Source organism: Micromonospora radicis, from assembly GCF_003583405.1.
GTDB lineage: Bacteria > Actinomycetota > Actinomycetes > Mycobacteriales > Micromonosporaceae > Micromonospora > Micromonospora radicis.
In genome coordinates this window covers 140301-164379 of the sequence record NZ_QXEC01000001.1, presented here as the reverse complement: position 1 = coordinate 164379, position 24079 = coordinate 140301, and the positions used below count along the sequence as shown (strand labels likewise).

Below are 24079 nucleotides of genomic sequence, written 5' to 3'. Positions count from 1 at the left end.
TCCCGTCCGGGTGCGGGCCGACGCGCGTCCCGGCCGGCCCCCGGCCGCCGGCCGTGGCCAGCTCCGCCGGGCCGCCGGTCGTGGACGGCTCCGCCGGGCCGCCGGTCGTGGACGGCTCCGCCGGGCCGCCGGTCGTGGACGGCTCCGCCGGGCCGCCGGTCGTGGACGGCTCCGCCGGGCCCGCGGGCGCCGCCGCGGCACCCGGCACGGGCCGGTGCCACATCCGGTCGGCGGCGTTGGGCAGTCGGTCGGCGGCGGGCCCGGCGAAGGGAGGGTCGGCGGGGAAACGCAGCGGGCTGGTCATGAGATGTCCACCGTCCACCACTCGATGTCGACGCGATCGTGTCTCCGCGTAGTTGCCGGAACCCTACGGCAGCCGTCGCGGGCATTGCGACGTGCGAATGGACAACGGAGAAAGGGCGACTCGCGGGATTGTCGGCGCACGGTTCGGCGAGGAAGATCGACCCCGTGTGCCGACCCTCGGCGAGCGGTCCGCCACCCTACGTGGCGCCCGGTCAGGCCGGGACGGGGGTCTGGGCGTGTACGTGGAAGCGCAGCGACCGGGCGTCGGTGAAACACTCCCGCATCGGCCGGACCAGGTCACGGTGCTCCGGGCTGCGTTCCCACGCCTCGAAGTCGGCCAGGTCGGCCCACTCGCTGGTGATCAGCCACTGCTCCGGGTCGGTGGCCGAGCGGCACACCTGGTCGACCAGGTGGCCCGGCACCCCGGCGGCGACCAGGTGGCGGACCGCCTCGTAGGCCCGCAGGAAGTCGTCGGTGCGGGCGGCGGGCACCCGGATCAGGAACACCACTCGTCCTCGCGTCATCGTCGCTCCTCTCCGGCCGGCGCCGACCCACGCAGCACCAGCGCACTGTTGAAACCGTCGAAGCCACGGGCACAGACCATCGCCACCCGGGAGCGTGGCCGCCGACGCTCACGCAGGAAGTCCAGGTCACAGCCGTCGGCAACCCGGTCGGGGCCGGCCGAGGCGGGCAGCGTGTCGTGCGCGAAGGCGAGCAGCGCGGTGGCCACGTCCAGCGCCGAGCCGCCCTGGTGGGCCCGCCCGGTCAACGTCTTGTGGGTACTCACCGGGGGTGCCGTGCCGGCGAAGGCGGCACGCAGCGCGGTCGCCTCGGCGCGGTCGAAACGGGGTACCCCGAGCGCGTCGGGGACCACCAGGTCCACGTCCCCCGGTTCGACCCCGGCGCGACCCAACGCCAGGCGCATCGCGCGGGCGTACTGGTGCGGGTCGCCGCCGCTCTCGGCGGTGGTGTGCACCGCGTCGTGGGTGGCGCCCCAGCCGGTCACCTCGCCGTAACTGCGGGCGCCCCGGGCGAGGGCGTGCTCGTACTCCTCGACGACGAAGACCGCGCCGCCCTCCGCCGGCAGGTAGCCGCTGGCGGCGGCGTCGAACGGCCGGTACGCCCGTTCCGGGTCGGTGACGTCGCTGAGCAGGCCGGAACGCAGTTGGCAGGCCAACGCGTACGGACTGAGCGGACACTCGGTCGCCCCGGCGAGCACCACCGAGGCGCCGCGCCGGACCGTACGTACGGCGTGGGCCAGGCTGTCCAGGCCGCCGGCCGCCTCGGTCACCAGCACCCCGCACGGGCCCTTCGCCTGGTGCCCGATGGAGAGCTGCCCGACGCTGGCCGCGTAGAACCAGGCGATCGACTGGTACGCCCCGACCGTGCGGGTCGGCGACGACCAGAGCCGTTGCAGCTCCCGCTGGCCGAACAGGTTGCCGCCGGAGGAACTGGCCATGGTGACCGCCCAGCCGTACGGGTCGGAGGCCCGTTCGGGCAGTCCGGCGTCGGTCAGCGCCAGCCGGGTGGCCGCGAACCCGAGGTGGGTCCAGCGGTCGGTCTGCACCAGGATCCGGTTGTCGGTGTACCGGGAGGCGTCGAAGTCCGGCACCTCGCCGCCGAGCCGGGTCGGGTAGCCGGTGGCGTCGAACAGGGTGACCGGACCGGTGCGGCGCTGCCCCGACAACACCGTCCGCCAGTGCGCCTCGGCGCCGATGCCGCTGGGCGCGACCACCCCGATACCGGTCACCACCGCCCGGCGGCGCTGCTCGGTCACGCCGCCGCCTCGCGGCCCAGCCGGCGGAACAGCATCGCCGACTGGAAACCGCCGAACCCGCTGCCGACCGAGAGCGCCACGTCCACCGGCACGTCGCGCGCCTCGTTGGGTACGTAGTCCAGGTCGCACTCCGGGTCGCGGGTGGTCCAGTTGGCGGTGGGTGGCACCACGCCGTACTCGATGGCCAGTGCGCAGGCGGCCATCTCGATGGAGCCGATGGCACCCAACGAGTGCCCGACCATCGACTTGATGGAGCTGATCGGCACCTGGTACGCCGCCGACCCGAGCGCCCGTTTGAACGCGGCCGTCTCGTGCCGGTCGTTCTGCCGGGTGCCGGAGCCGTGGGCGCTGATGTAGGAGATGTCCGCTGGCGCGATCCTGGCCTGCCGCATCGCGTCGGTGATGGCCAGCCCCATCTCCACGCCGTCGGGACGCAGCCCGGTCATGTGGTAGCCGTTGCTGCGGCTGGCGTAGCCGGCGACCTCGCAGTAGACGTGCGCGCCGCGCCGCTGGGCGTGCCCGGCCTCCTCCAGCACCAGCACCGCCGCCCCCTCGGCCAGCACGAACCCGCGCCGGTCGGCGTCGAACGGGCGGCTGGCGTGCGCCGGATCGTCGTTGTCCGGGCTGGTGGCCTTGATCGCGTCGAAGGAGGCAACGGTGACCGGGGAGATCGGCGAGTCGGCGGCGCCGGTCAGCACGATGTCGGCCTCCCCGTCGGCGATGAGCTGATGGGCGTAACCGATCGCGTCGATGCCGGACGTACAGCCGGTGGAGACGACCTGGGCCGGGCCGTGCAGCCCGTGCCGGCAGGCCACGTCGGCGGCGAGGCTGCTCGGGATCAGCGCCTGGTACAGGTACGGTCCGCCGAGCGCGGCGTCGACCAGCCAGCGCCGGCCGCTGTCGCTGACCGTCACGTACTCCTGTTCCAGCGCCATGGTGCCGCCGACCGCGGTGCCGAGCACCACGCCGGCCCGGTCGCGCTCGGTGTCGGTGAGCTCCAGTCCACTGTCGGCGACCGCCTCGGCGGCGCAGGCCAGGGCGAACTGCACGTACCGGTCGGCGCGCTGCCGCTCCAGCGGGGTCAGCCCGGCCGCGTCGGGGTCGAAGTCGCACTCGGCGGCGATCTGCGAGCGGAACGGTGCCGGGTCGAAGAAGCTGATCCGGCGGGTCGCCGTACGTCCCTCGGTGATGTTCTTCCAGAACCGGTCCCGGGTGGCGCCGCCGGGGGCGACCACCCCGATGCCGGTCACCACCGTGCGCCGGCCGGTCACGACCCGTCCCGCTGTTCGACCAGCTCGGTGTCGACGTGGCCGAGTTCCGGGCGGGGGGCCAACGGCCCGAGGTGGAAGACCACCTCGGCGGGGACGTCACCGGTGTTGCGCAACCGGTGCCGGACGTTGCGGGCCACGAACAGCGCCTCACCGGCGGTCAGCGGCACCGGTTCGTCGTCGAGGTCGACGGTGATGGCGCCGCGGGCGAGGTAGAGGAACTCCTCGCTGTACGGGTGGTAGTGCTCGGCGATCCGCTCACCGGGGGCCATGGTGGCCACGCCCATGAAGCCGGAGGTGCTGCCGACGGTCCGGGGGCCGAGCAGCACCCGCAGCTCGCCGCCGCGGCGGCGGTCGGCGGGTACGTCCCGGGCCGCCACCAGGGCCAGGTCACTCATCGTCGCCTCCGGTGACGTCCACTGCGGCCCGCCGGGCGGCGAGCCGTTCGATGCGTTCCTTGATGACGGCCAACTGCACCACGCTGTTGGTGTTGATCCGTTCGGTCATGCCGGCGTTGTCCACCGGCGCGGAGGGCTTCATGGCGAAGTCCTGCACCCAGGTCATCCGGACACCCTCGGCTTCCTCGGTGTACGTCCAGTGGATCCGCATGTACTCGAACGGTCCGGTCTCCACCCGGCGGGCCCGTACCTGCCGACCGGCCCGGTCGGGGGTACGTTCGCTGACCCAGCTCCAGGCCACCCCGTTCTCGTCGGGGTGCATGGTGAGCCGGAACCGGACGGTGTCGCCGTCGCGGCCGAGGATCTCCGCCTTCGCGTACTCGGTGAACAGCTCGGGCCAACCAGCCACGTCGTTGGTGACCGTCCAGACCAGTTCCAGTGGCGCGGCGATGACGATGCTGTTCTCGGTGTGTCCGGGCGCACCGGCGGCGGGTGCCGGTGCGGCGGCCCGCCGGGCCACCAGGTCGGCCACCGCCGGGATGCTCAGCTGGCCGGCCTGTTCCGGAATGCTCACCCGCCACCGGTCGGCGACCACGGCGGAGAGTTCGAGCAGCGCCAGGGAGTCCATCCCCAGCTCCTCCAGGGAGGCGGCCGGCGACCGGGCGGCGACACCCGGGTCCAATCCGCAGTTGGCCACCAGGATGTCGGTTATCTCCTCGGTCAGCGGGCGGCCGTCGGTGACGGTCATCGTTCACTCCTCGGGTGTGCGGGGGGCCGGGGATCGAAGCGCGACGCAGGTGTGGGCGGTCACGGGTCACGGCTGCCGGGCGTCGAAGCGGTAGAAGCAGCGGGCCATGGCGTCGCGGGGCGAGCGCCAGTCCGGCAGGTACGGCGTGATGTACGGGCTCAGGCGTTCGCTGACCCGGCGGAACTCCGGATGCTCCCGCACCGACTCCACCGCGCCGTCACCCGGTGAGTCGGTCTCCAGCAGGTGCACGTACAGGTCGTGCAGCCGATACAGCGACCGGTGCCGGACGCCGGCCAGGTGCGGCAACTCGGTCGTATCGGATTCGGCGAAGATGTCGGCCACCGACGCCTCGGCGGTCGGCACCACCTTCGCGATGATCAGCGTTCGGTCCATGCCGGTCCTCCCCGTGGCCGGGCCTCGCCGTCCGGCTGTCCCGGGCGGCTGCGCACACGATGCGGGCCGGTGCGTCACGCGCGCGTCACCGACACCCCCCGCCACCACCGCCTTCGGTGACGCTGCGTTGACGCAAGCTGTGGCTTAGCTGTGCGTACGGACTGCCAAGATCTCGGCAACTGACCAGTTCAGAGCCATCCTCAAAGATGACGGGCCGGTTACGTTGCCGGCGCGGATATTGACCGAGAGTAACGGCGATTGATAATCTTCACAGCGGTCCGAACCTGGCTCGCAACTACGCGCGAAGGCCGACCCCCTCGACAGAGGCGTCGGCGACCACGCCGGGACCCGGCCGATACCCGCAGCCGAAACGTTCCGCAGGGGGTGCCGCCGTGGCCGTCGAACGACCCACGCCGACCACCGGAGAGCACCGGGAGGCCGAGGTACGGCTGCAGTTGCTCGGTGGCTTCCGCCTGACGCACGGCGCCACACCGGTGGTGGTGCCCCGCGGCCTACAGCGGGTCATCGCCCTGATCGGGCTGCGTCCCGAGGCCACCCGCACCCATCTGGCCGGGCTGTTGTGGCCGGAGAACACGGAGGACCGCGCGCTGTCGTCGCTGCGCACCGCGCTGTGGCGGCTGCGCCAGGACCCCTACTGCCCGTTGACCACCACCGCCGACACGATCCGCCTCGACCCGATGGTGCGGGTGGACGTCGACCGGCTGATCGACACCGCTTCCCGGGTACGCGACGGTCAGCCGCCGGACGACGCCGCGCAGGCGCTCGCCGCCGGGCGACACGACCTGCTCCCCGGCTGGTACGACGACTGGGTTCTGGCCGACCGGGAACGGCTGCGCCAACTTCGGTTACACATGCTGGAGCAGGTGGCCGGGCAGCATCTGGCCGCCGGGCGGCACGGTGAGGCGCTGGAGGCGGCGCTGGAGGCGATGGCCGCCGAGCCGCTGCGGGAGACCCCGCACCGGTTGGTCGTCCGCATCCATCTCGCCGAGGGCAACGCCTTCGAGGCCCTGCACGCCTTCTACGTCTACCGCGACCTGCTGCTGCGCGAACTGCGACTGGAACCGTCACCGGCGATGAGCACACTGCTGGCCGAGACCCTCGAGCCGATCCGTCGGGCCAGCCGGACGGCACCGGAACCGCGCCGACAGCCGTCGAACCGCATCACCTTCCGGACCGGTTGACGCCTCGACGTCACCGGGCGGCCCGGATGCGTTGACGGCCAGGTGACAGGCACCGGAAAGGGTGGGTCCAACAGCGCGGTCGCGTCCCCGGCGAAGGAGCCGGACGCGACCACCGGCGAGAGGGGTCCGATGAGCAGCCGACTAGTGATCGTCAGCAGGATCATCCCGGGTGCGGAGGGACGGGTGGCGCAGATCTTCACCGAGTCCGACGCGACCGAGTTGCCCGGCCTGACCGGGGTACGGCACCGCTCCCTGTACTGCCTGCACGATCTGTGCGTACACCTGATGGAGACCGACGACGTCGGGGCCGACGCCCTCGCGGCGGCCCGCAACCACCCGCTCTACCGCCAGGTCAACGAGCGGCTCTCCGCGCACACCTCGCCCTACCTGCCGACCTGGCGTTCCCCGCGGGACGCGATCGCCAGCTGCTTCTACCGCTGGGACGCCGCGGACGTCCCGGCGCCGCGCGTGGCCGGCTGATCGGGGCGGCGCCGTGACCATCCGAGCACCGCACGTCCTGGTCATCGGCGCGGGCACCGGTGGCCTCTGCCTGGCGCACGGGCTGCGCCGGGCCGGCATCAGCGTCGCCGTCTACGAGCGACACCGCACCCGGTCCGACGGGCTGCTCGGCTACCGGGTGGGCATCGGCCCCACCGGTAGCCGAGCGCTGCGCGACTGCCTGCCGCCGGAGCTGTTCGAGATCTACCTGGCCACCTGCGCCCGGTCCCCCCGCTACTTCAACGTGCTGGACCAGAAGCTGCGCCGGACCGCCTCGTTCCCGCTCCGACCGGACACCCACCCGGTCGACACCGAACGGTCGGTGGCCCGGATGACGCTGCGCCAGGTGCTGCTGACCGGCATGGAGGACGTGGTGCACTTCGACCGCACCTTCACCCGGTACGAGCAGCACGACGACGGTACGGTCACCGCACACTTCGCCGACGGTGGCACCGCCACCGGTGACCTGCTGGTGGCGGCGGACGGCACGCACTCGGCGGTCCGCCGCCAGCACCTGCCGCACGCGGTCGTCCGGGACGCCGGGACGGTCAACATCGCCACCCGGATCCCGCTCACCGAACACACCCGGTCGCTGCTGCCGCCGGCCGTGCAGCGGGGCATCTCGCTGATCTTCGGCACCGGCGGGGTGATGGGTGTGCTGCACGTGATGGAGTTCAAGTGGGACGCCGAGGGCCGACTCAAGCCGGACACCAGCCCCGCCGACGCGGCGTTGCTCGCCGACTGGCCCGGGTTGCGTCACGACAACACCCGCGACTGCATCAACCTGGTGGTCTGGAGCACGGCCCGGCGCTTCCCCGCCGACGTCATGCAGCGCCGTGGGACGGAGCTGGTCCAGGTCGCCCTGGACCTCACCGACAACTGGCACCCGCACCTTCGGGAGTTGCTGGGCCGGGCCGATCCGGACAGCGCGCTGCCGATCCGGGTGTCCACCTCGGAGCCCGTACCGCCGTGGAAGAGCAGCACGGTCACCCTGCTCGGTGACGCGATCCACACCATGACACCCGGTCGGGGTGTGGGTGCCAACACCGCACTACGGGACGCGAACCTGTTGCGCCGTCAGCTGATCCTCGCCGCCGCCGGCACCAAGCCCCTGGTGCAGGCGGTGTCCGACTACGAGGCGGAGATGCTGCCGTACGGCTTCGCGCGGGTGGCCGACTCCCTCAACCGCAGCGGCACCAGCGGTGACGACCGGATGTACAAGCCGGTCTTCGGCCGGCTCGCGCTGCTCGGCGCCCGGGGGTACTTCCGGGTCACCAGCCGGGTTCCCCGGCTGCGCCGCAAGTTCGTCGACGACTTCTACACCTATCGGGGCGAGGAGGACTGACCCGTCGTACCCGCGACCCCGGCGCCAGCACGGCGCCGGGGTCGTCGGCGTTCGTCCGGTCCACACCGTCCGTCCCGTGTCGGGCACGGGTGGTAGCCCCGCCGCGGCCCGCACGGACTGTTACAAGACCTGCCTGTCGCCCGCGACGAGCGTGTGCGAAGCTGCGGCGAGTTTTTCTCGCGACGATTCGGACGTGACCTTCAGGGAGGTTTGCCGTGGCGGAGTCCTCTGGCATCTGGCTGATACTGCTCGTGGTGCTGCTCGCCGGGCTGGTGGCGGGCTGGCTGCTGCTACGCGGCCGGCGCAACGAACGGCCCGTGTCCAGCGGCGGTACGACCGCCGGGATGACCGCGCCGACGCCGGCCGCGACCACCGAACCCCAGCGGTCGAGCGCCAGCGACGAGGCGGCCTCCATCGACCCGGCGCCGACCCTGGCCGCCGAGACCACTCTGGCCGCCGGGCCGGCCGCCGAGACCACCACCGTGGCCGCCGAGGCGTCGCCGGCCACCGACGCCACCGTTACCCTCCCGGAGCCCGCCGGCCCCGCACCCGCCGGCACGGAGTCGGCCGACACCACTGCCGCGGATCCGCCCGCCGCGGATCCGCCCGCCGCGGATCCGGTCGCCGCGGATCCGGTCGCGTCGCTCGTCGAGAGCGACGCCGCACAGCCGGCGGACGTCCCGTCCGGAGCCGAACAACCGGCGACGGTCGTGGCCGAGCCGGCCGGGGACGTGACCGCACCGGCGGAACGGCCGGCGGTCGCCACCCCGCCGAAACGCGGTACCAAGGCGACCAAGGCCACCGCCGCCAAGGAGCCGACGGCCGCCAAGCCGGCGAAGGCAGCCAAGACCAGCACGGCCAGCAAGAACAGCACTGCCACGAAGGCCAGCACTGCCACCAGGGCCACGAAGGCCACGAAGACGGTGGCGGCAAAGACGGTGGCGGCGACGGCCGTGGAGCCGGCGGCGGAGGCCGTCGTACCGGCGCCGGAAGCGGCACCCGCGCCGAGTGTGGTCACGGGTGCCGGTGACGACTTCCGCCGGATCCAGGGCGTCGGCCCGAAGATGGCCACCGCGCTGCACGACGCCGGCATCCAGACCTACCGGCAGCTGGCGGACCTGGACGAGGCGGCGCTGCGGGAGACCATCCGGGGCGCCGGGCTGCGGGCCACCGCCAGCCTGGCCACGTGGCCGCAGCAGGCGAAGATCCTGGCCGCGGAGGCCGGCGAACTCGGCTGACCACGACGGACAACGGATCGCCGGGGTACGGGGGCCAGGTGCAGCGCCCGAACCCCGGCGATCCGGCGTATCGCCCCCGTGGTCGACGTACGGGTTCCGCTACCGGTCAGGTGGGCGCCGGCGTACCAACATCCGGCCGCCCTGCGGGACAGCGTGCCGCCGGACCGACCACTGGCGGTAGGCCGCCGGATCAGCGACTGGCGGTAGGCGCGGATCAGCGACTGGCGGTAGGCCGCCGGAAGGTGACTCACTGCTGGGCTGGGTGGGGTGGGGTGGGGTGGGGTGGGCCCTGTCGAGCTGAACCGCTTGTGCTATCGCGCGGGGCGCCGCCACGGCGGCCGGGATGTCATGGGCACCACCGGCCGGGCCCCTGGACCACCCACCCGAGCCGCGACCCGTTCGCGCTATCAGCTCGACAGGGCCCACCCCACCCAGCCCCGCCGTCCGGCGACACTCGTTCCGGTTACCAGCGCCGATATCGCCTCCGGCCGGTGGGTACGCGGCTAGCGTCGGGATGCCGGCCGAGTCCGGCCCGCCGAACCGTCGTCGGCCGCCGGGAGCCGTTCGTGTCGTCCGTCCAGCCGGAACCAGTACCCCCGAGGCGTTCGCTGGTCCGCAACGACCGGACACCCGTACGGGTGACCCTGCTGGAACTCTTCTTCGATCTCGTCTACGTCGTCGCCCTGGCGCTCATCTCGCAGGACCTGGCCAGGGAGATCAGCTGGCCACAGGCGATCCAGGCGCTGGTCCTGCTCGCTGCGGTCTGGTGGACCTGGGCCATCACCACCCTGGTCACCGACCTGTACGACCCCGACCGCACGCAGATCAAGGCACTGATCATCGGGGTGATGTTCGGCGTGCTGCTGATGACGACCGCGATCCCCAAGGCGTTCGGCGACCGGGGGCTGGTCTTCGCCGGTGCGTACGTGGCGATCCATCTCGGACGTGGGCTGTTCCTGATGCCGATGATGCGCGGCGACCGGCAGATCCAGCGGCGGGCGACCCGGGTCTTCTGCTGGTTCGCGGTATCGGCGGTGCCGTGGGTCGCCGGGGCCTACGTCTCCGGTGACGCCCGGCTGGTCCTCTGGCTGCTCGCCCTCGGCCTGGACTACCTCGGCCTGCGGCTGGCCTATCCGGTGCCCGGGCTGGGTACCGTCCCTTCCACCCAGTTCAACGTGACCGCCGAGCACCTCTCCGAGCGGTACCAGCAGTTCTTCACCATCGCCCTCGGCGACGCGATCCTGGTCATCGGCATGGCCTACAGCGCGGAACACGCCCGGACGGAGAACGCCGTCGGCTTCGTCATGGCGTTCGCCACCACCCTGCTGCTGTGGCGGATCTACGTGCACAAGTCCGGGGAACTGATGCCCGTCGCGATCGCGGCGGCGAAGAACCCGAGCCGGTTCCTGAAGACCGCGCCGTACACCCACCTGCTCATGATCGCCGGGGTGGTCGTCACCGCCTCCGGGTTCAAGCTGGTACTGCACGATCTGCCGGCGCGTACGCCGCCCACCTGGGCGGCGGTCATCCTGGGCGGGCCGGCGTTGTTCCTCATCGGCCGAGCCTTCTTCGAACGCGAGGTGTTCAGCCGGGTGTCGCCGTCGCGCCCCGGCGGTGTCCTGGCTCTGCTCACCGCCGCGCCGGCGGTGCTGTACCTGCCCCCGCTGTCCGCCTCGATCGCCGCCGCGCTGGTCCTGGCCGGCGTGGCGGTGGCCGACTTCCGGCGCAGCCACGGCCGCCCGCCCGAAGTGCCCGCGCCATCGCTGTAGCGGTGACCGTTGTCGGCCACCGGCTGCGGCGGCCCGGCCGGAAGTGGCCACGGCTGCCGGCCGGAAGTGGCCGTGGCGGCCCATCGGCCGGTGCGACCGCGGCGGCCCGTCGTTAGCCGGAGAGCGCGGTTGGGTACATGGCCGGACACCCTGGCCCCCCGAGCGTGGAGGAAGACATGCGCGGCACGTCGATATTCGGAGTCCTCGTGGTGATCTGGCTCGTCATCGGCGCGGTCGCCGCCGGTCAGCGCGGCTACTACGACAGCGGTGAGGCCAACTGTGCCGAGGTTGGCACGATCCTGGTGACCATCGCCGCCGGCCCGCTGAACTACGTGGGCGCGAACCCGCAGGTCGACTGCGAACTGCCCGAGCCCTCCCAGTGACCGGACGCGACGGTACGTCCGGCCCCGCGTACTCCGGTCGTCGGGACCGGGGTCGTGGGGGCCGGACGCACCCGGTGCGTCGCCCGTGCCCGTTCAGCGGAAGCAGTGTGCGACCGGCACCTTGCTCCCCAGGCAGTTGGTGGGGCTGTTCTCGATGACGACGCTCTCGTCGTCGATCTTGACCTGGGCCCGTTCGGCCTGGATCCCGCCGGCCTTGGCGGTGGCCCGGTTGCCGATCACCCGGCTGGAGTACAGCGAGGTGGAGCCGGCGGTGACGTACAGGCCGGCGCCCTGCGAACTGCCGCCGACCGCCTCGTTGCCCTTGACGTCGGTGTAGCGCACCAGCAGGTTGGACTTCTCGGTGTAGACACCCCCGCCGTTGCCCCGGCTGGTGTTGCCGACGATCAGGCTGTCGTCGATCGGCAACAGGCCCTGCACGGTCCAGATGCCGCCGCCGGCGACGGTCGCCAGGTTGTCCCGGACGGTCAGCTGCCCCAGCACCAGCACGGCGTCGGAGTTGGCCAGGCCACCGCCGGTCTTGGCGCTGTTGCCGGCGACCAGGCTGTCGAAGACCTTGGTACGGGCCGAGAAGCTGGCGATCCCGCCGCCCTGACCGGCGTTGTTGCGGATGAAGGTGGAGGAGTAGACGTCCCCGGCGGCCCGGAAGTTGGCCAGTCCGCCGCCGTAGCTGACCGCGTTGTTGTGCCGGAACTCGGTCCGGTACATGGTCATCACGCCGCCGTTGAGCAGGCCCCCGCCCTTGCCCTCGGTGCCGGCGGCCCGGTTGCCGACCAGTGTGCTGTCGCTGATCCGCAGGTTGCCGTCGTTGAAGATGCCGCCACCGCCGCCGTCCGCGGACAGTGAGGTGCTGTTGGCGACGGTGACCCGTTCCACGACCGCGGTCGCGCCATGCACGATGTGGATGCTGCCGCCCTCGGCCTTCGAGCGGCCGTTGCGCAGGGTCACGTCGCGCAGGGTCAGTTCACCGCCGTCGCGGACGGTGAAGAACCGGAAGTCCGCGGCGTTCGCGCCCCGGACGATGGTGGCACCGGAGCCCTCGATGGTGATCGCGTGGTAGATCACCGGCAGGCCGGCGGTGTCGTGCGCCGGGTTGCGCGGCGGCGCCTCGGCGTCGCCCGGGTTCTCGGCGGCGTCGGCGGCCTCCCGCGCGTCGCGGATCCCACCGTCGTACTCGTCGACCTGCTGGAAGGCGTGGGTCAGGGTGTAGGTGCACTGCTCCGCCAGCCGCAGGGTGGCGCCGCCCTCCGCGTTGGCGCGGACCAGCGCGGCGATCAGCCGGGCCGAGTCACAGGGCACCGGCACCGCCTTGCGCTGCGGCGGGCGCCCGTAGCCGCCGGTGGGCCGGCCGGCGGCCGGGTCGTCGGGCCGGGCGGTACCCGGGCCGGCGGGTTCGTCGCCGGGCCGCGGCCGGTCCTTGCCGTGACCCTCGGCCGCCCAGTCCGTGCCGGGTACGTCGGAGTACATGGCGGTGGGCTGGTCGCGGGTCGACGGCGGGGTGTCCCGGTCGGCGGCCGAGGCGGCGACCGTGGTCAGTCCCGCGGCGGTCGCCACCAGGCTGCCGGCGACCAGACCACCGGCCAGCAGCCACCGCGACCGCGGTCTGGATCGCGCCGGGCGCCGGCTCCCTTGATACGTGGACATGAGGGTTTCCTGCCTCTCGTGCGTGCGAATACACGGCCGCGCCGAGATCGGACGCGGGGTGGCCGACGTCGCGGCAGCCACCAGAGGCAACGTAAGGCGCGTGAGGGACGAAATCCGGCATACGTGAATAAGTACGCCATTCGCCTTCACGTCTGGGCGGGAAGGGGCGGTCGGCTACCCGCCGACGTGGATACCGGGACGGCGGGACGGATCCGGCTCGGACTTACGCAGGATCTCCCGCACCACCGGCGGGGTGTCGCCCCGACCCAGGATCAGGTACCGCAACAGGTGCGCGATGGGGTTGCCCTCGGACCACTCGAAGTGCGCGTGCGGGCGTACCCCGGTGGCGTCGCGCAGCGCCAACAGGATGGCGGCGATGGCGTTGGGCGCGGCCGGGCTGCTGGCCCGCAGCACCCGGTAGCCGCCCACCTCCACGCCGCGGACCCGCAGCACGTGTCGGAACCCGGACGGGTCGACCACGTCGATCTCCAGGAACAGCACGTCGGTCGCGCCCGGCACCGGATTCTGCCCGCGTTGCGCGCGCTCCTTGATGGTGTACTCCTTGACCGCGCCGTTGCGCCGCTTGTGGGCGATCACGTGCAGCCGGCCGTCGTGGGCCACCGAGTCGGCGACGAAGCGCCGGGCCGCCTCGTCGAACTCCACCCGCTCGGCCCGCAGCTCGGTGGTCCGGCTGACCCGGGACACCAGCGACACCGCGATGATGGCCAGGATGAACAGGCCGGAGATGGCGATCCCGTCCGGCTTGGCGATCACGTTCTCGACCAGGGCGTACAGCAGGACCAGGGTGAGCACGGTGAAGCCGACGGCGACGCCACGCTGCCGGCGGCCGACCGCGGCGATCGCCACCGCGACCGCGGCGGAGACCATCATCGCCAGGATCCCGGTGGCGTACGCCCCGGCCTGCGCGTCGACGTCGGCCTGGAAGACGATGGTCAGCACGATGCAGATCAGCGTGTAGACGATGACCACCGGCCGGACCGCCCGGGCCCACTCCGGCGCCATGCCGTACGACGGCAGGTAGCGGGGCACGATGTTGATCAGTCCAGCCATCGCCGAGGCACCGGCGAACCAGAGGATGAGCACGCTGCTCAGGTCGTACACCGTGCCGAACGTCTCGCCGACGCGCTCGTGCGCCAGGTAGGCCAGGGCCCGGCCGTTGGCCGCGCCACCCGGAGCGAACTGTTCGGGCGGGATGAGCAGGGTGGTGACGAAGGTGGTCGAGAGCAGGTACACCGACATGATCAACGCGGCGGCGGTGAGCAGCCGCCGGGTGTTACGGATCCGCGCGGCCAGCCGGGCCCGGGAGTCCGACCCCTCCCCCGCCACCAGCGGCATCATGCTCACCCCGGTCTCGAAGCCGGAGAGTCCCAACACCAGCAGCGGAAACGCCAACGCCGCGGTCAACGCCAGCTGACCCGGCCCACCGCCCGCCGTCAACGCCCCGGTCCAGTCGGACAGCACCCGCGGATCACCGGCGATCTCCACCAGCGACACCACCACGATCACCGCGTTCAGGGCCAGGAAGACGCCCACCAGGGGTACGGCAACCGCGACGGCCTCCCGGAAGCCGAGCAGGAACACCCCGCCCAGGACCAGCAGCAGCACCACGGTGACGACCACCGCGACGGTGGTCCCGCCGAAGGCCGCCGGCAGGTAGGGGTTCTGCAACATGTGCACGGTCGCGTCGGCCGAGGAGAGCGTGATGGTGACGATCCAGGAGGTGGCCACGAACCCGAGTAGCACCAGTACGAAGATCTTGCCCCGCCAGAACGGCAGCAGCCGCTCCAGCATCGCCACCGAGCCCTGGCCGTGCGGGCTGTCCCGGGCCACCCGGCGGTACATCGGCAGCATGCCGAACAGGGTCAGCGCCACGATCAGCAGCGTCGCCAGCGGGGAGAGGGCCCCGGCGGCCAGCACCGCGATGCCCGGCAGGTAGGACAGGGTGGAGAAGTAGTCCACCCCGGTCAGGCACATCACCCGCCACCAGGTGTGCGTCTTGGCCTGCCCCTCGGCGGTCTCCGGACCGACCGGCTGCACCTGGTGCACGAACAGCCAACGGCGCAGCCGGCTCTCCGGGTTGGCCGGTCCCGGCGGGCGCACCGCCACCTGGTCGGGCACCGTGACCCGCCGGCCGGCCCGCTCACCCGGCCGGGTCGGATCCCGGGCGGCGCGCAGCGCGGGCTCGGGTGTGCCGGACGCCGTACGACGGCGGTCCCGGCCACGTCGTGGTCTGGTCCCGTCCCCCATGCCCCGCCCCGCCCTCCCCGGTCCTGCCCCGACCGTAGGTGGTCGTCGGGCCCCTGCTCGCCGGAACGGTCAAAGCCGGCCGGCACCGGGCGGCGTGACGCCCGTCGTGCCGCGCTCGACCCACCCGGTCACCGGCGGCACGGCACGCTCAGCCACCGGGCGGCTCGGTCAGGGCGCGGGCCAGGGCGGTGGAGTCGGCGACGGTCACGGTCAGTCCGGGGTGTCGGGGCCAGTCTCCGGGCAGCAGCGCGGGCACCGGCCGGACGAACCGGACGCAGAGCCCGCCAGCGGTGCTGCTGCCGAAGGTGACACCGAGGTCGGCGGCGGACAGCCGGGGGCCGGCCACCCGCCACCAGCGGTACGGGCCGGTCGTCTCCACTCCCGCCACGTTGTCCCGGCCGGTACGCAGCCGCCAGGGCCCGAACCGCACCGCCAGTTCGTCGCCGTCGACGCGGACCCAGGCGGTCGACGGTCGGACGCCGAGCAGGGCCAACGCGGGGCGAAGGGGCCGGTCGAAGCGGAAGCCGAAGGTCCGGCCGGTCAACTCCGCGCTCCCCGGCCGGCGCGGTCTCCCGGCCGGGCCGGGCGCGGCGGGGCAGCGGGACGAGGTCGGGGCCGGGCGGCGGGACGGCGCCGGGACGCAGCGGTCATGGCCGCCGCGTACCCCGCAGGGGCCGGCCGACACCCCCCGGGCCGGCCGACCCCTGGTCCCCCTGCTCCCCCCGTGGTCACTCCGGGCGTCGTCGCCCGGGCGGGTCGGACCGCCCCCGCGCTCCACCGGGGGCGGAGCGCGGGGACCCCCCGTCCCGGCTACTGCAGGAACGCCCCGAGGGGCGACAGCAGCAACCGACCGAGCGCCGCGGACGTCTCGTCGAGCCGCCTGCGCTCGCGTTCGTGCCGGTGCGGGTCGTGCCGGCACCGCCAGATCCGCTGTGCGTTGCGCCAGGCGACATCCCGGGTGTAGCCGATCAGCTCACCCTGGTACCAGTCGTCGATGTCGCCGTTGAGCATGTCGATGAGCAGTTGCCACCGCTCCAGGTAACCCCGACGCAGACTCGGGATCTTCTCCGCGAAGATCTTGTTGATCTCCAGATAGTCGCGGTGCTGGTCACTGCCGTCGACCGGCTCCGACTCCAGGTGGTCGAAGGTGGTGACCAGCGCGAACGGCAGGTCGAAGTTGATGTGCGCGTTGACGCCGGCCGCCGCCGAGGGCAACGGACGGGCGTCCGGCCCGCGCATCCGCTCGAACAGGCAGGCCCACGCCTTCGGCGTGCTGGGGCTCTGGTCGCTCCACAGCCGTAGCGCGTCGAAGTAGCGGGCGGCGAACTCCACGTCCAGCCGGGACAGGAAGACCGGGTCGACGAACCGGTCGGCGTAGAGCCCGTCCAAGACGGTGCTGGTGATGACCAGGTAGAGCTTGTTGAAGTCGGCCAGCGGGCAGCTGTCCAGCAGCGGCGGCAGCCGGACCAGCATGTCCTGCAGCTTGGTCAGATGGTCCACGACCGCGGGCACGTCCGCCGGATGATCGGCGAGCAGGTCGACGATGTCCCGGTGCACGGGCCCCCAGGGCGGTTCGCTCATGCCGCCCTCCCGATGTCGCCACGTCCGTCCACGTCTCCCCCAGCCTGCTCGCCGGCGCCGTGGTGCCCTCCCTGACGCCGGGCTCAGCCTCTCAGCCGAACCGCCCGCCGGCATCAGTAGAACTACTTATCCGACACCTACCCGCGACTACGCAGGAAGATGGCGCTGGCCTGGACCCGGGTACGTACCTGGAGCTTGTCGAAGATGTGCGAGACGTGCACGCCGATGGTCCGCTCGCTGATGAACAGCCGTTGGCCGATCTCCCTGTTGGTCAGCCCTTCGGCCACCGCGGCCAGCACCTCGCGCTCGCGGGCGGTCAACGCGGCCAGCTCTTCGCCCCCCTCGACGGCCGGCGTCGCCGCCGGGGAGCGGTCCTCCAGGGTGACCCGGGCCCGGCCGGCAAGTGTCCGGATCTCGTCGGTCAACGGCACCGCGCCGAGCGCCTGGGTCATCTGGTACGCCTGCCGGAGCAGCTTCCCGGCGGTGGCGGTCCGTCGCCGACCGGCCAGCAACGCCTCGGCCTGCCGCAGCCGCGAGTACGCCGCCGGGTACGGGTGGTTACGGTGGTCCCACTCGGCGGCGGCCCGCGCCCACAGCTCCGGGTCGGCCCCGTCGAGCCGGCTCACCTCGGCCGCGCAGAGCGCCAGGTAGCCGTCCACCACGTCACGCACCGGCCGGGCCGCCCGCTCGCTACGACCGGCCACCCGCTCGGTGATCTCCCGCAGCCGTCGTACCGCGTTGTCGTCGACGGCGACACTGCGGCTGGCCTTCGCCTCCGCCTCGGCCCGCAGGCCGTGCCAGACCAACACCGCGAGAATGACCAGGTCGTCGGAGCGGGTCTCGGTCAGCCCTCGTTGCACCGCGTGCCGAGCCACGTCGTGCCGGCCCTGCCACATGGCCAGGCCGGCGCGCAGGGTGAGCAGCGGGATGACGTGCCGGGCACCGCCACCGGCCAGCATCGTCGCCACCGCGTCGAGATCACGGTCGGCCGCCTCGATGTCGCCGTACCCGACGGAGAGCCGGCAACGCGCCAGCAGCAGCTCGACGGCGTCGGTGCCGGAGGGCCGGTGACGCAGCGCCGCCGCCACCACCTTCTCCGCCTCGGCCCACTGCCCCACCCGGAACAGGCCGTTGGTGGCGATGGCCAGCAGCCGGGTCGCGTAGCTGCGCCCCAGCCCCAGCTCGGCCACCCGCTCGGCGCCCCGGCGGGCCACCACCACCCCCTCCTCGAGGATGTTCAGCGGCCCGGTGAGCAGCTCGGCCAGATGCAGGTAGGCCAGCGCGACGTCCTCCGGCCGACCGGCGCGTTCGGCGGTCTCCAACGCGCGGCGCAGCACGGCCAGCCCGGCGTCCGGATCCTCCAGGAACGCCTCGGAGAAGCCCAGCGCCGCGCTGGCCAGCACCACCTCCGTGGTGGCCCCCTCGACCTGCTCGGCCAGCGCCAGCGCCTCCCGCGCCCGCCGGCCCGCGTCGGCGTACCGGCCCAGGTGGAGCAACAGTTCCGCCAGTCGCGCGGCGGCGGTGGCCCGCTGGCCGGGGGTGCAGTCGGCGGCGTCCAACGCGCGCTGGTACTCCGCCTCGGCCAACGCCGACCGACCCGCGGCGGCGAGGTAGCGGGCCCGGCGGATGTACAGCTCACAGACCGGCTGACCGGTGTCGGCCAACTCCTCCAGCAGGGTCAACGCCCGGGCGTACTCGCCACAGTGGTGGGCGGCCTCGGCCGCGTGCCCCAGCAGGGCGGCCCGGTCGGTACCGGGCAACCCCTCGGCCAGCTCGACCGCGACCGACCAGTGCCGGTGCGCCTCGGCGTAGCCGTAGAGCCGCTCGGCCTCCTCGGCCGCGGCGACCGCCGCCGGCAGCGCCCGCTGCGGTTCACCGGCCAGCCGCCAGTGGTGGGCCAGCCGGGCCTGGTGCAGCTCCCCCGGTGCCGAGGTCAGCGCCTCGGCGTACCTGCGGTGCAGCACGGCCCGCTCGGCCGGTAGCAGTTCGTCCTCCAGCACCTCGGCGACCAGCCGGTGACGCAGCCGGTAGCCGTCGTGCGAACCGGCCAGCAGCCGGTGGGCGACCGCCGCCCGGACGGCGTCCAGCAGGTCCTGCTCGGGTAGCTCGACCACCCGGGCGAGCAGCCAGTGCTCGACCGGTTCCACCCCGGCGGCGACCGCGTGCACCACCCGGTGCGCCGCCCGGGGCAACGCGTCGACCCGGGCCAGGAAGACCTCACGCAGGGTGTCGGAGAGACCGTACCGGCCGTCGCGCAGATCCCGGGAGAGCTCCTCGACGACGAACGGGTTGCCGCCACTGCGCTGCCACAGCCGCTCGGCGGCCTCGGCATCCAGCGGGCGGCCCACCACCGCGGCGGCGAGCCGCTCGGCGTCGGCGCGGTCCAGTGGCGCCAGGTCGAGCACCCGCACCGACCGCAGCCGGCGCAGCTCGGTGAGGACCCGCCGCAGCGGATGGGCGCCCTGCAGGGACTCCGAACGCACCGCCGCGAGCACGGACAGCTGCAGGTCACCCAGGCCGGCGAGTAGATAGAGCAGCAGCTGGCGGGTGGTCCGGTCGACCCACTGCAGGTCGTCGAGGACCAGCACCACCGGGCGACCTCCGGCGATCACACTCAGCCCGCGCGAGACCCGCTCCAGCAGCGCACCCGCGCCATCCGGGCCGGTGGGATCCTCGGCGAACACCGCCAGTAACGACCGGATCGAGGCCGCGGCGGCCGGGGCCAGGTCGGCGTCGAGCCGCCGCAGCGCCTGGCGCAGCGGATGCAGCGGGGAGGCGTCGCCGATGTCCAGACAGGAGCCGGTGAGCACCAGGGCACCCCGGTCGCCGAGTTGCTCGCCGACTTCGCGCAACAGCCGGGTCTTGCCCACACCGCTCTCACCGGTGAGGAACACGGCGGCCGTGTTGCCCGGCGCCACGCTGTCGAACAACGCGGCACGCATCGTGGCCACCAGGTCGGCCCGACCGACGAGCGGTGTGCGGTCCACGTCGCTGGCCATGGCTCGCAGCCTAGTCACACGCGACCGCACCGTTCTACCGCCACCACCCGCCTCTCCTCCTCCTCGCGTCGACAATGCGACCAATGGTTGCGCTCGGCCGACATACGTCGTTCTGCAGATCCGCCGTCGGACCAGGGGTGACAGTCTCCGGTCAACATCGACACAAACGGGGGGAGAGGCGGGTGCGTCTCCATGCCCATGTCCACCGCCGCCGCCCGCGGCACGGCCAGACGTCTGCGCTGGTCAGTGCCGCAGGAGCGGCGGATCGTCACCGTTCTCTTCGTCGACATCGTCGGTTCGACCGGGTTGGTCGACCGGCTGGATCCGGAGGACGTACGCGCCCTGCAACGGATCTTCTTCGGCACCGTGGCCCGGGTGCTACGCCGCTGGGACGGCGCGGTGGAGAAGTACGTAGGTGACGCCGTGATGGCGTTGTTCGGCGCGCGGACCGGCGACGGCTGGGAGGCGTACCGTGCGGTGCGGGCCGCCCTGGAGATCCAGGGGGCGCTGGACCGGCGGCCGCTCGCGGCGGCCCCCGGGCTGCGGGTACGGGTCGGGGTGGCCACCGGCGAGGCCGTGGTCGATCTCGCGGTCGGGCACGACGGCGGGTACGGCGTGGCCAGCGGTTCGGTCATCACGCTGGCCGCCCGGTTGCAGGGGTACGCGCCGCCCGGTGGGGTGGCGCTCTGTCCGGCCACGCACCGGGCGGTCGCCGGGCTGATCGCGCAGCGCCGGGTGCCGGCGGTCACGGTGGCCGGCAAGTCGCTGCCGGTCGACGTCTGGCACGCCACCGGCACGCTGCGGCCCGGTCCACCCCGGTCGGGTGGTCCGCTGGTCGGCCGACGGCGGGAGCTGGCCACCGCCCGGGACCGGCTCGCCGAGGCGATCCACGGGCGCGGCCCGCGCCGCCTGCTGCTGGTCGGCGCGCCCGGCAGCGGGCGCAGTCGGTTGTTGCACGAGCTGGCGCGGGCGGTGCCCACGATGGACGGCGAGCCGGTGCAGTGGTGTGCGACGGGCTGCCCGCCCTATCCGGACGGCCCGCTGGCGCCCGTCGCGGACCTGCTCCGCGCGCTGGCCGGGGCCCGCGCCACGGACAGTCCCGAGGTGGTACGCCGGGGGTTGGCCGCCACCCTCGCCGGTCAGGTGCCGCCGGAGTGTCTCGCACCGGCGCTGGGCACGGTGGCCGGTCTGCTCGGCGCCACCGGCGCCGCGGCCGGCGCCCGGGCCATGGTGTGCTGGCGGGAGGTGCTGCTGGCGCTGGCCCGGCGGCGACCGGTGGTGCTGGCCGTCGACGATCTCGACCGGGCCGCGCCGGTGCTGCGCCGTCACCTGGATGCCCTGGTCGATCGGGCCACGGCCGACGGCCTGCCGCTGGTCCTGGTCGCCACCGCTGGCGGCGAGGACGCCACCCCGGGCCATCCCGCGCCGGGCCGTCCAGGGCCGGGCGTCGCCGGGCGGGACGGTACGCCGGGCCGACCGGTCGCCCGGGTGTGGATGCGGCCGCTCGACGCGGTGACCACCGGCCGGTTGCTGCGCCGGCTGTTGCGCCGCGCCGGTCGGCCCACCGAGTTGGTCCGGCAACTGGTGCCCCTGGTCGGCGGCAATCCCGGGCACGCCGTGGCCTACGTACGCGCGCTCGACGGTGACGACGGGACGCGACCGGCCGTTCCGGAGAGCGTTCGACGGCTCGCCGAGGCGCGGCTCGACCGTCTCGACCCGCCGCTGCGGGCCGCCCTGATGGCCGTGGCGACCCTACCGGTGGGCGCCACGACGGCGGCGACCGCCCGAGCGCTGAGCTGGCCGGTGGACCGGACCGCGTCGGCGCTGCGGGCGCTGAGCGCCGCGGGCCTGCTCGGCGCGCTGCCGGCCGGTGGGTACGGCATCACCGATCCGGTGCTGCGCGAGGTCGCCGGTGTACGGCTGCCGCGGGCGCTGCGGGCCGTCTTCGCCCGCCGGGCCGACACCACCCCGCGCACCGAACCGCAGGTCGACACCACGCCGCCGGTCCCGGTCGGCCGGGTCGGCGAGATCGGCGCCGGATCAGAGCTCCGCCAGGAAGACCCGGACCCGGTCCCAGGTGAGTTGGGCGGCCGCCGGGTCGTGGTCGGTCACGGTCGGATCGGTGAACAGGTGTCCCACCCCGGGGTAGCGGTGGACCACCAGGTCGGCACCGGCGGCGGTCAACTCCCGCCGCCACTGCTCGACCTCGTCGGGCAGGTCGTAGGGGTCCGGATCGGCCAGGTGCAGGTGGATCCGCAGCCCGGGCCGGACCGCCGACGGGCTGCCACCGGTGCCGTGCAACAGCAGCAGGCCGGCGGCGTCGGGGCGCTCGGCGAGCAGCGCGCCGGCGATCCCGGCGCCCATCGAGAAGCCGGCCAGGACGGTCTCGGGCGGCAGTTCGTCGAGGGCCGCCCGGGCCCGGTCGAGTACGACCTGCTGGCCGATCTGGTCGAGCAGGGTGAAGCCCGCCTCGACGGTGTCGACCGCCGGCACCCCGTACAGGTCGGGCGTGGTCACCTGGTGCCCGGCGGCGCGCAGCCGATCGGCGGCGGTCAGCACGGCCGGCCGCAGTCCGTAGACGGAGTGGAAGAGTGCCACGTCAGCCATGCGGACATCCTGCCCGACAGCTGCGACGATCCCGGCCCGGCGCGCGGTGCGGCCGCTCGTGTGCCCGGTGGGCCGGCGCCCGCCCGCCGTGGTCCAGTGACGGCGCGCGGTAGGACGGCCTTCGCGCGCGGTGGCGCCGCCGTCGCCGGGCGGGTCAGTCGGGCGTACCGGAATCGGGCGCCGGACCCCGGTCCCCCGGCGTGGGGCCCGGCTCGGTGGCCGGGCGCAGGCTTCGGCTGCGGCCCCGGAACTCCGCGACCACCTCCCCGTCGGCCCGGGTCACCGTGACGTCGTAGATTCCGCTGCGCCCGTAGCGGGTGCGTTCGGACGCGCGGGCGAGCAGCGTGTCGCCCGCGCGTGCGGGCCGGACGAAGGTGATCTCGCCGCCGGCCGCGACGGTGACCGGGCCGTGACTGTTGCAGGCCAGCGCGAACGCGGTGTCGGCCAGCAGGAACACGAACCCGCCGTGGGCGATCCGGTGCCCGTTGACCATGTCGGGGGTGATCCGCATCCGGGCCACGGCGGCACCGGCGGCGGCGCTGACCAACTCGATGCCGAGCCGGTTCGACGCGACGTCGGCGTCGAACATCTCGTGCGCGGCGGTGCGCTGCGGTTCCACCTGACCCCCGGGGTCCATACCACCGGGCGTTGCCGTGCCCGCGGACCGACATCATGTCACCGGCGACGACCACCCACGCCGGGTGGCCTTCGCGGGCCCGACCCGGATCGTTCCCGGCGCGCGTACCGACGAAGTACGGGGCCGAGCGGCTCGCGCCACCGGCCCCGCGATCATCGCCCTGCCATTCTCTCTCAATTGCAAATCGTTGGCAACAAGACTGGACAGCGATCCTGGTCGGTAACTACCGTGTCGCGCATGATCCCTTACATCGGTGCTGCCGGGGCCTGGCAGGAGAGCTGGGACCGACAGCAGGAGGCGTACCTACCGGACCGGGAACAACGCTTCGCCGCGATGCTCGACGCGGTCGACGCCATCCGCGACACCACGCCGCCCCGGCTGCTGGACCTGGCCGGCGGCACCGGCACGATCTCGCTGCGCGCGCTGCGCCGCTTCCCCGACGCCGAACTGACCCTGCTCGACCTCGACCCGGCCCTGCTCGCGCTCGCCGCCGCGTCGCTGGGCGACCGCGCCGACATCGTCACCGCCGACCTCAGCCGCCCCGACTGGTCCACCGCCCTGCCGCATCGCCGGTACGACGCGGTGCTCACCGCCACCGCCCTGCACTGGCTACCCGCCGAACGGTTGACCGACCTCTACGCCGAACTCCGCGACCTGCTGCGCCCGGGTGGCCTGCTGGTCAACGCCGACCACATGCCCGACGACGGGCTGCCGGAGCTGACCGGCCGCCTGCTGCGCCGGGCGGGGGAACGTCGCGCCTCCCGGTACGCCGCGGGCGCCGCCCTGTCCTGGTCGCAGTGGTGGCAGCAGGCCGAGCAGGACGAGGCGCTCGCGCCCCTGGTGCGGCAACGGCACGCCATCTACCCGACCGGCCACAGTCCGGAGTGGAACCCGCCGGTCTCCTGGCACCTGGAGGCCCTGTCCAAGGCGGGCTTCGCCGAGGTCGGCACCCTCTGGCGGGGTGGCCCCGACGCCGCCGTCGTCGCCGTCCGCTGAGCAACCC

General features: G+C 73.5%; 19 protein-coding genes and 2 pseudogenes. 8 read left to right on the top strand and 13 right to left on the bottom strand.

Annotation, left to right across the window (positions count from 1 at the left end):
• Positions 1-515 precede the first annotated feature (515 nt).
• The 6 genes from D2L64_RS00735 to D2L64_RS00710 all read right to left on the bottom strand — a co-directional run bounded on the left by D2L64_RS00735 (position 516) and on the right by D2L64_RS00710 (position 4887).
• The gene (locus tag D2L64_RS00735) at positions 516-827 is read right to left on the bottom strand and encodes an antibiotic biosynthesis monooxygenase family protein (protein WP_119572478.1); all 312 of its coding nucleotides are present in this window, start codon (positions 825-827) and stop codon (positions 516-518) included.
• Positions 824-2080, bottom strand: coding sequence for a beta-ketoacyl synthase N-terminal-like domain-containing protein (locus tag D2L64_RS00730; protein ID WP_119572477.1), 1257 nt, complete (start codon positions 2078-2080; stop codon positions 824-826). Before D2L64_RS00730 ends, D2L64_RS00735 begins: the two co-directional genes overlap by 4 nt.
• Positions 2077-3351, bottom strand: a complete 1275-nt coding sequence (locus tag D2L64_RS00725; RefSeq protein WP_119572476.1) for a beta-ketoacyl-[acyl-carrier-protein] synthase family protein — start codon at positions 3349-3351, stop codon at positions 2077-2079. Before D2L64_RS00725 ends, D2L64_RS00730 begins: the two co-directional genes overlap by 4 nt.
• Positions 3348-3746 carry a cupin domain-containing protein gene (locus D2L64_RS00720; RefSeq protein WP_119572475.1) on the bottom strand — a complete coding sequence of 133 codons (399 nt, stop codon included), beginning with the start codon at positions 3744-3746 and terminating at the stop codon, positions 3348-3350. Before D2L64_RS00720 ends, D2L64_RS00725 begins: the two co-directional genes overlap by 4 nt.
• Positions 3739-4494, bottom strand: coding sequence for an SRPBCC family protein (locus D2L64_RS00715; RefSeq protein WP_119572474.1), 756 nt, complete (start codon positions 4492-4494; stop codon positions 3739-3741). The genes D2L64_RS00720 and D2L64_RS00715 overlap by 8 nt, the downstream gene beginning before the upstream one ends.
• Before the next feature lie 66 nt (positions 4495-4560).
• The gene (locus D2L64_RS00710) at positions 4561-4887 is read right to left on the bottom strand and encodes a TcmI family type II polyketide cyclase (protein ID WP_119572473.1); all 327 of its coding nucleotides are present in this window, start codon (positions 4885-4887) and stop codon (positions 4561-4563) included.
• A 392-nt stretch (positions 4888-5279) separates the two neighbouring features.
• Between D2L64_RS00710 and D2L64_RS00705 the strand changes: the two genes are divergently transcribed.
• The 6 genes from D2L64_RS00705 to D2L64_RS00680 all read left to right on the top strand — a co-directional run bounded on the left by D2L64_RS00705 (position 5280) and on the right by D2L64_RS00680 (position 11322).
• Positions 5280-6089, top strand: coding sequence for an AfsR/SARP family transcriptional regulator (locus D2L64_RS00705; RefSeq protein ID WP_119572472.1), 810 nt, complete (start codon positions 5280-5282; stop codon positions 6087-6089).
• Between the two features lie 129 nt (positions 6090-6218).
• Positions 6219-6569 (top strand): TcmI family type II polyketide cyclase, encoded by a 351-nt coding sequence (locus tag D2L64_RS00700; RefSeq protein WP_119572471.1) that lies wholly within the window; start codon positions 6219-6221, stop codon positions 6567-6569.
• A 13-nt stretch (positions 6570-6582) separates the two neighbouring features.
• Entirely contained in the window at positions 6583-7932 is a 1350-nt protein-coding gene (locus D2L64_RS00695; RefSeq protein ID WP_119572470.1) for an FAD-dependent oxidoreductase, read from the top strand.
• A gap of 215 nt (positions 7933-8147) precedes the next feature.
• Entirely contained in the window at positions 8148-9170 is a 1023-nt protein-coding gene (locus D2L64_RS27755; RefSeq protein WP_233558685.1) for a helix-hairpin-helix domain-containing protein, read from the top strand.
• Positions 9171-9736: 566 nt separating this feature from the next.
• Positions 9737-10939 (top strand): low temperature requirement protein A, encoded by a 1203-nt coding sequence (locus tag D2L64_RS00685; RefSeq protein ID WP_119572469.1) that lies wholly within the window; start codon positions 9737-9739, stop codon positions 10937-10939.
• 176 nt (positions 10940-11115) lie between these two features.
• Entirely contained in the window at positions 11116-11322 is a 207-nt protein-coding gene (locus D2L64_RS00680) for a hypothetical protein (protein WP_119572468.1), read from the top strand.
• Positions 11323-11415: 93 nt separating this feature from the next.
• On the opposite strand, the gene D2L64_RS00675 is transcribed toward D2L64_RS00680, so the two are convergent.
• The 5 genes from D2L64_RS00675 to D2L64_RS00655 all read right to left on the bottom strand — a co-directional run bounded on the left by D2L64_RS00675 (position 11416) and on the right by D2L64_RS00655 (position 19832).
• A complete protein-coding gene (locus D2L64_RS00675; RefSeq protein ID WP_119572467.1) occupies positions 11416-12984 on the bottom strand; it encodes a right-handed parallel beta-helix repeat-containing protein in 1569 nt (522 codons plus the stop codon).
• A 174-nt stretch (positions 12985-13158) separates the two neighbouring features.
• Positions 13159-15252: an APC family permease gene (locus D2L64_RS00670; protein WP_119572466.1), complete on the bottom strand. Its 2094-nt coding sequence runs from the start codon at positions 15250-15252 to the stop codon at positions 13159-13161.
• A 148-nt stretch (positions 15253-15400) separates the two neighbouring features.
• Positions 15401-15796: a hypothetical protein gene (locus D2L64_RS00665; protein ID WP_119572465.1), complete on the bottom strand. Its 396-nt coding sequence runs from the start codon at positions 15794-15796 to the stop codon at positions 15401-15403.
• Positions 15797-16062: 266 nt separating this feature from the next.
• On the bottom strand, positions 16063-16833 hold the full coding sequence (locus D2L64_RS00660) for a DUF5995 family protein (protein ID WP_119572464.1): 771 nt from the start codon (positions 16831-16833) through the stop codon (positions 16063-16065).
• Positions 16834-16970: 137 nt separating this feature from the next.
• Entirely contained in the window at positions 16971-19832 is a 2862-nt protein-coding gene (locus D2L64_RS00655) for a helix-turn-helix transcriptional regulator (RefSeq protein ID WP_119572463.1), read from the bottom strand.
• A gap of 192 nt (positions 19833-20024) precedes the next feature.
• Here D2L64_RS00655 and D2L64_RS27750 point away from each other — a divergent pair.
• A pseudogene (locus tag D2L64_RS27750) lies at positions 20025-21155 on the top strand (AAA family ATPase); the annotation flags it as partial.
• 717 nt (positions 21156-21872) lie between these two features.
• Here the strand turns inward: D2L64_RS27750 and D2L64_RS27450 are convergent.
• Positions 21873-22439, bottom strand: a complete 567-nt coding sequence (locus D2L64_RS27450) for a dienelactone hydrolase family protein (protein WP_199714371.1) — start codon at positions 22437-22439, stop codon at positions 21873-21875.
• Positions 22440-22665: 226 nt separating this feature from the next.
• A pseudogene (gene paaI / locus D2L64_RS00645) lies at positions 22666-23028 on the bottom strand (hydroxyphenylacetyl-CoA thioesterase PaaI); the annotation flags it as partial.
• Positions 23029-23313: 285 nt separating this feature from the next.
• On the opposite strand from paaI, the gene D2L64_RS00640 reads away from it, so the two are divergent.
• Entirely contained in the window at positions 23314-24072 is a 759-nt protein-coding gene (locus tag D2L64_RS00640) for a class I SAM-dependent methyltransferase (RefSeq protein WP_119572460.1), read from the top strand.
• The last annotated feature ends 7 nt before the right edge of the window (positions 24073-24079 follow it).

What these genes read in the sequence shown, in the direction of transcription:
- D2L64_RS00735 (WP_119572478.1), bottom strand. Translation starts at nt 827, where the DNA reads ATGACGCGAGGACGAGTGGTGTTCCTGATCCGGGTGCCCGCCGCCCGC.
- D2L64_RS00720 (WP_119572475.1), bottom strand. Translation starts at nt 3,746, where the DNA reads ATGAGTGACCTGGCCCTGGTGGCGGCCCGGGACGTACCCGCCGACCGC.
- D2L64_RS00715 (WP_119572474.1), bottom strand. Translation starts at nt 4,494, where the DNA reads ATGACCGTCACCGACGGCCGCCCGCTGACCGAGGAGATAACCGACATC.
- D2L64_RS00710 (WP_119572473.1), bottom strand. Translation starts at nt 4,887, where the DNA reads ATGGACCGAACGCTGATCATCGCGAAGGTGGTGCCGACCGCCGAGGCG.
- D2L64_RS00700 (WP_119572471.1), top strand. Translation starts at nt 6,219, where the DNA reads ATGAGCAGCCGACTAGTGATCGTCAGCAGGATCATCCCGGGTGCGGAG.
- D2L64_RS00680 (WP_119572468.1), top strand. Translation starts at nt 11,116, where the DNA reads ATGCGCGGCACGTCGATATTCGGAGTCCTCGTGGTGATCTGGCTCGTC.
- D2L64_RS00675 (WP_119572467.1), bottom strand. Translation starts at nt 12,984, where the DNA reads ATGTCCACGTATCAAGGGAGCCGGCGCCCGGCGCGATCCAGACCGCGG.
- D2L64_RS00670 (WP_119572466.1), bottom strand. Translation starts at nt 15,252, where the DNA reads ATGGGGGACGGGACCAGACCACGACGTGGCCGGGACCGCCGTCGTACG.
- D2L64_RS00660 (WP_119572464.1), bottom strand. Translation starts at nt 16,833, where the DNA reads ATGAGCGAACCGCCCTGGGGGCCCGTGCACCGGGACATCGTCGACCTG.
- D2L64_RS00655 (WP_119572463.1), bottom strand. Translation starts at nt 19,832, where the DNA reads ATGGCCAGCGACGTGGACCGCACACCGCTCGTCGGTCGGGCCGACCTG.
- D2L64_RS27450 (WP_199714371.1), bottom strand. Translation starts at nt 22,439, where the DNA reads ATGGCTGACGTGGCACTCTTCCACTCCGTCTACGGACTGCGGCCGGCC.
- D2L64_RS00640 (WP_119572460.1), top strand. Translation starts at nt 23,314, where the DNA reads ATGATCCCTTACATCGGTGCTGCCGGGGCCTGGCAGGAGAGCTGGGAC.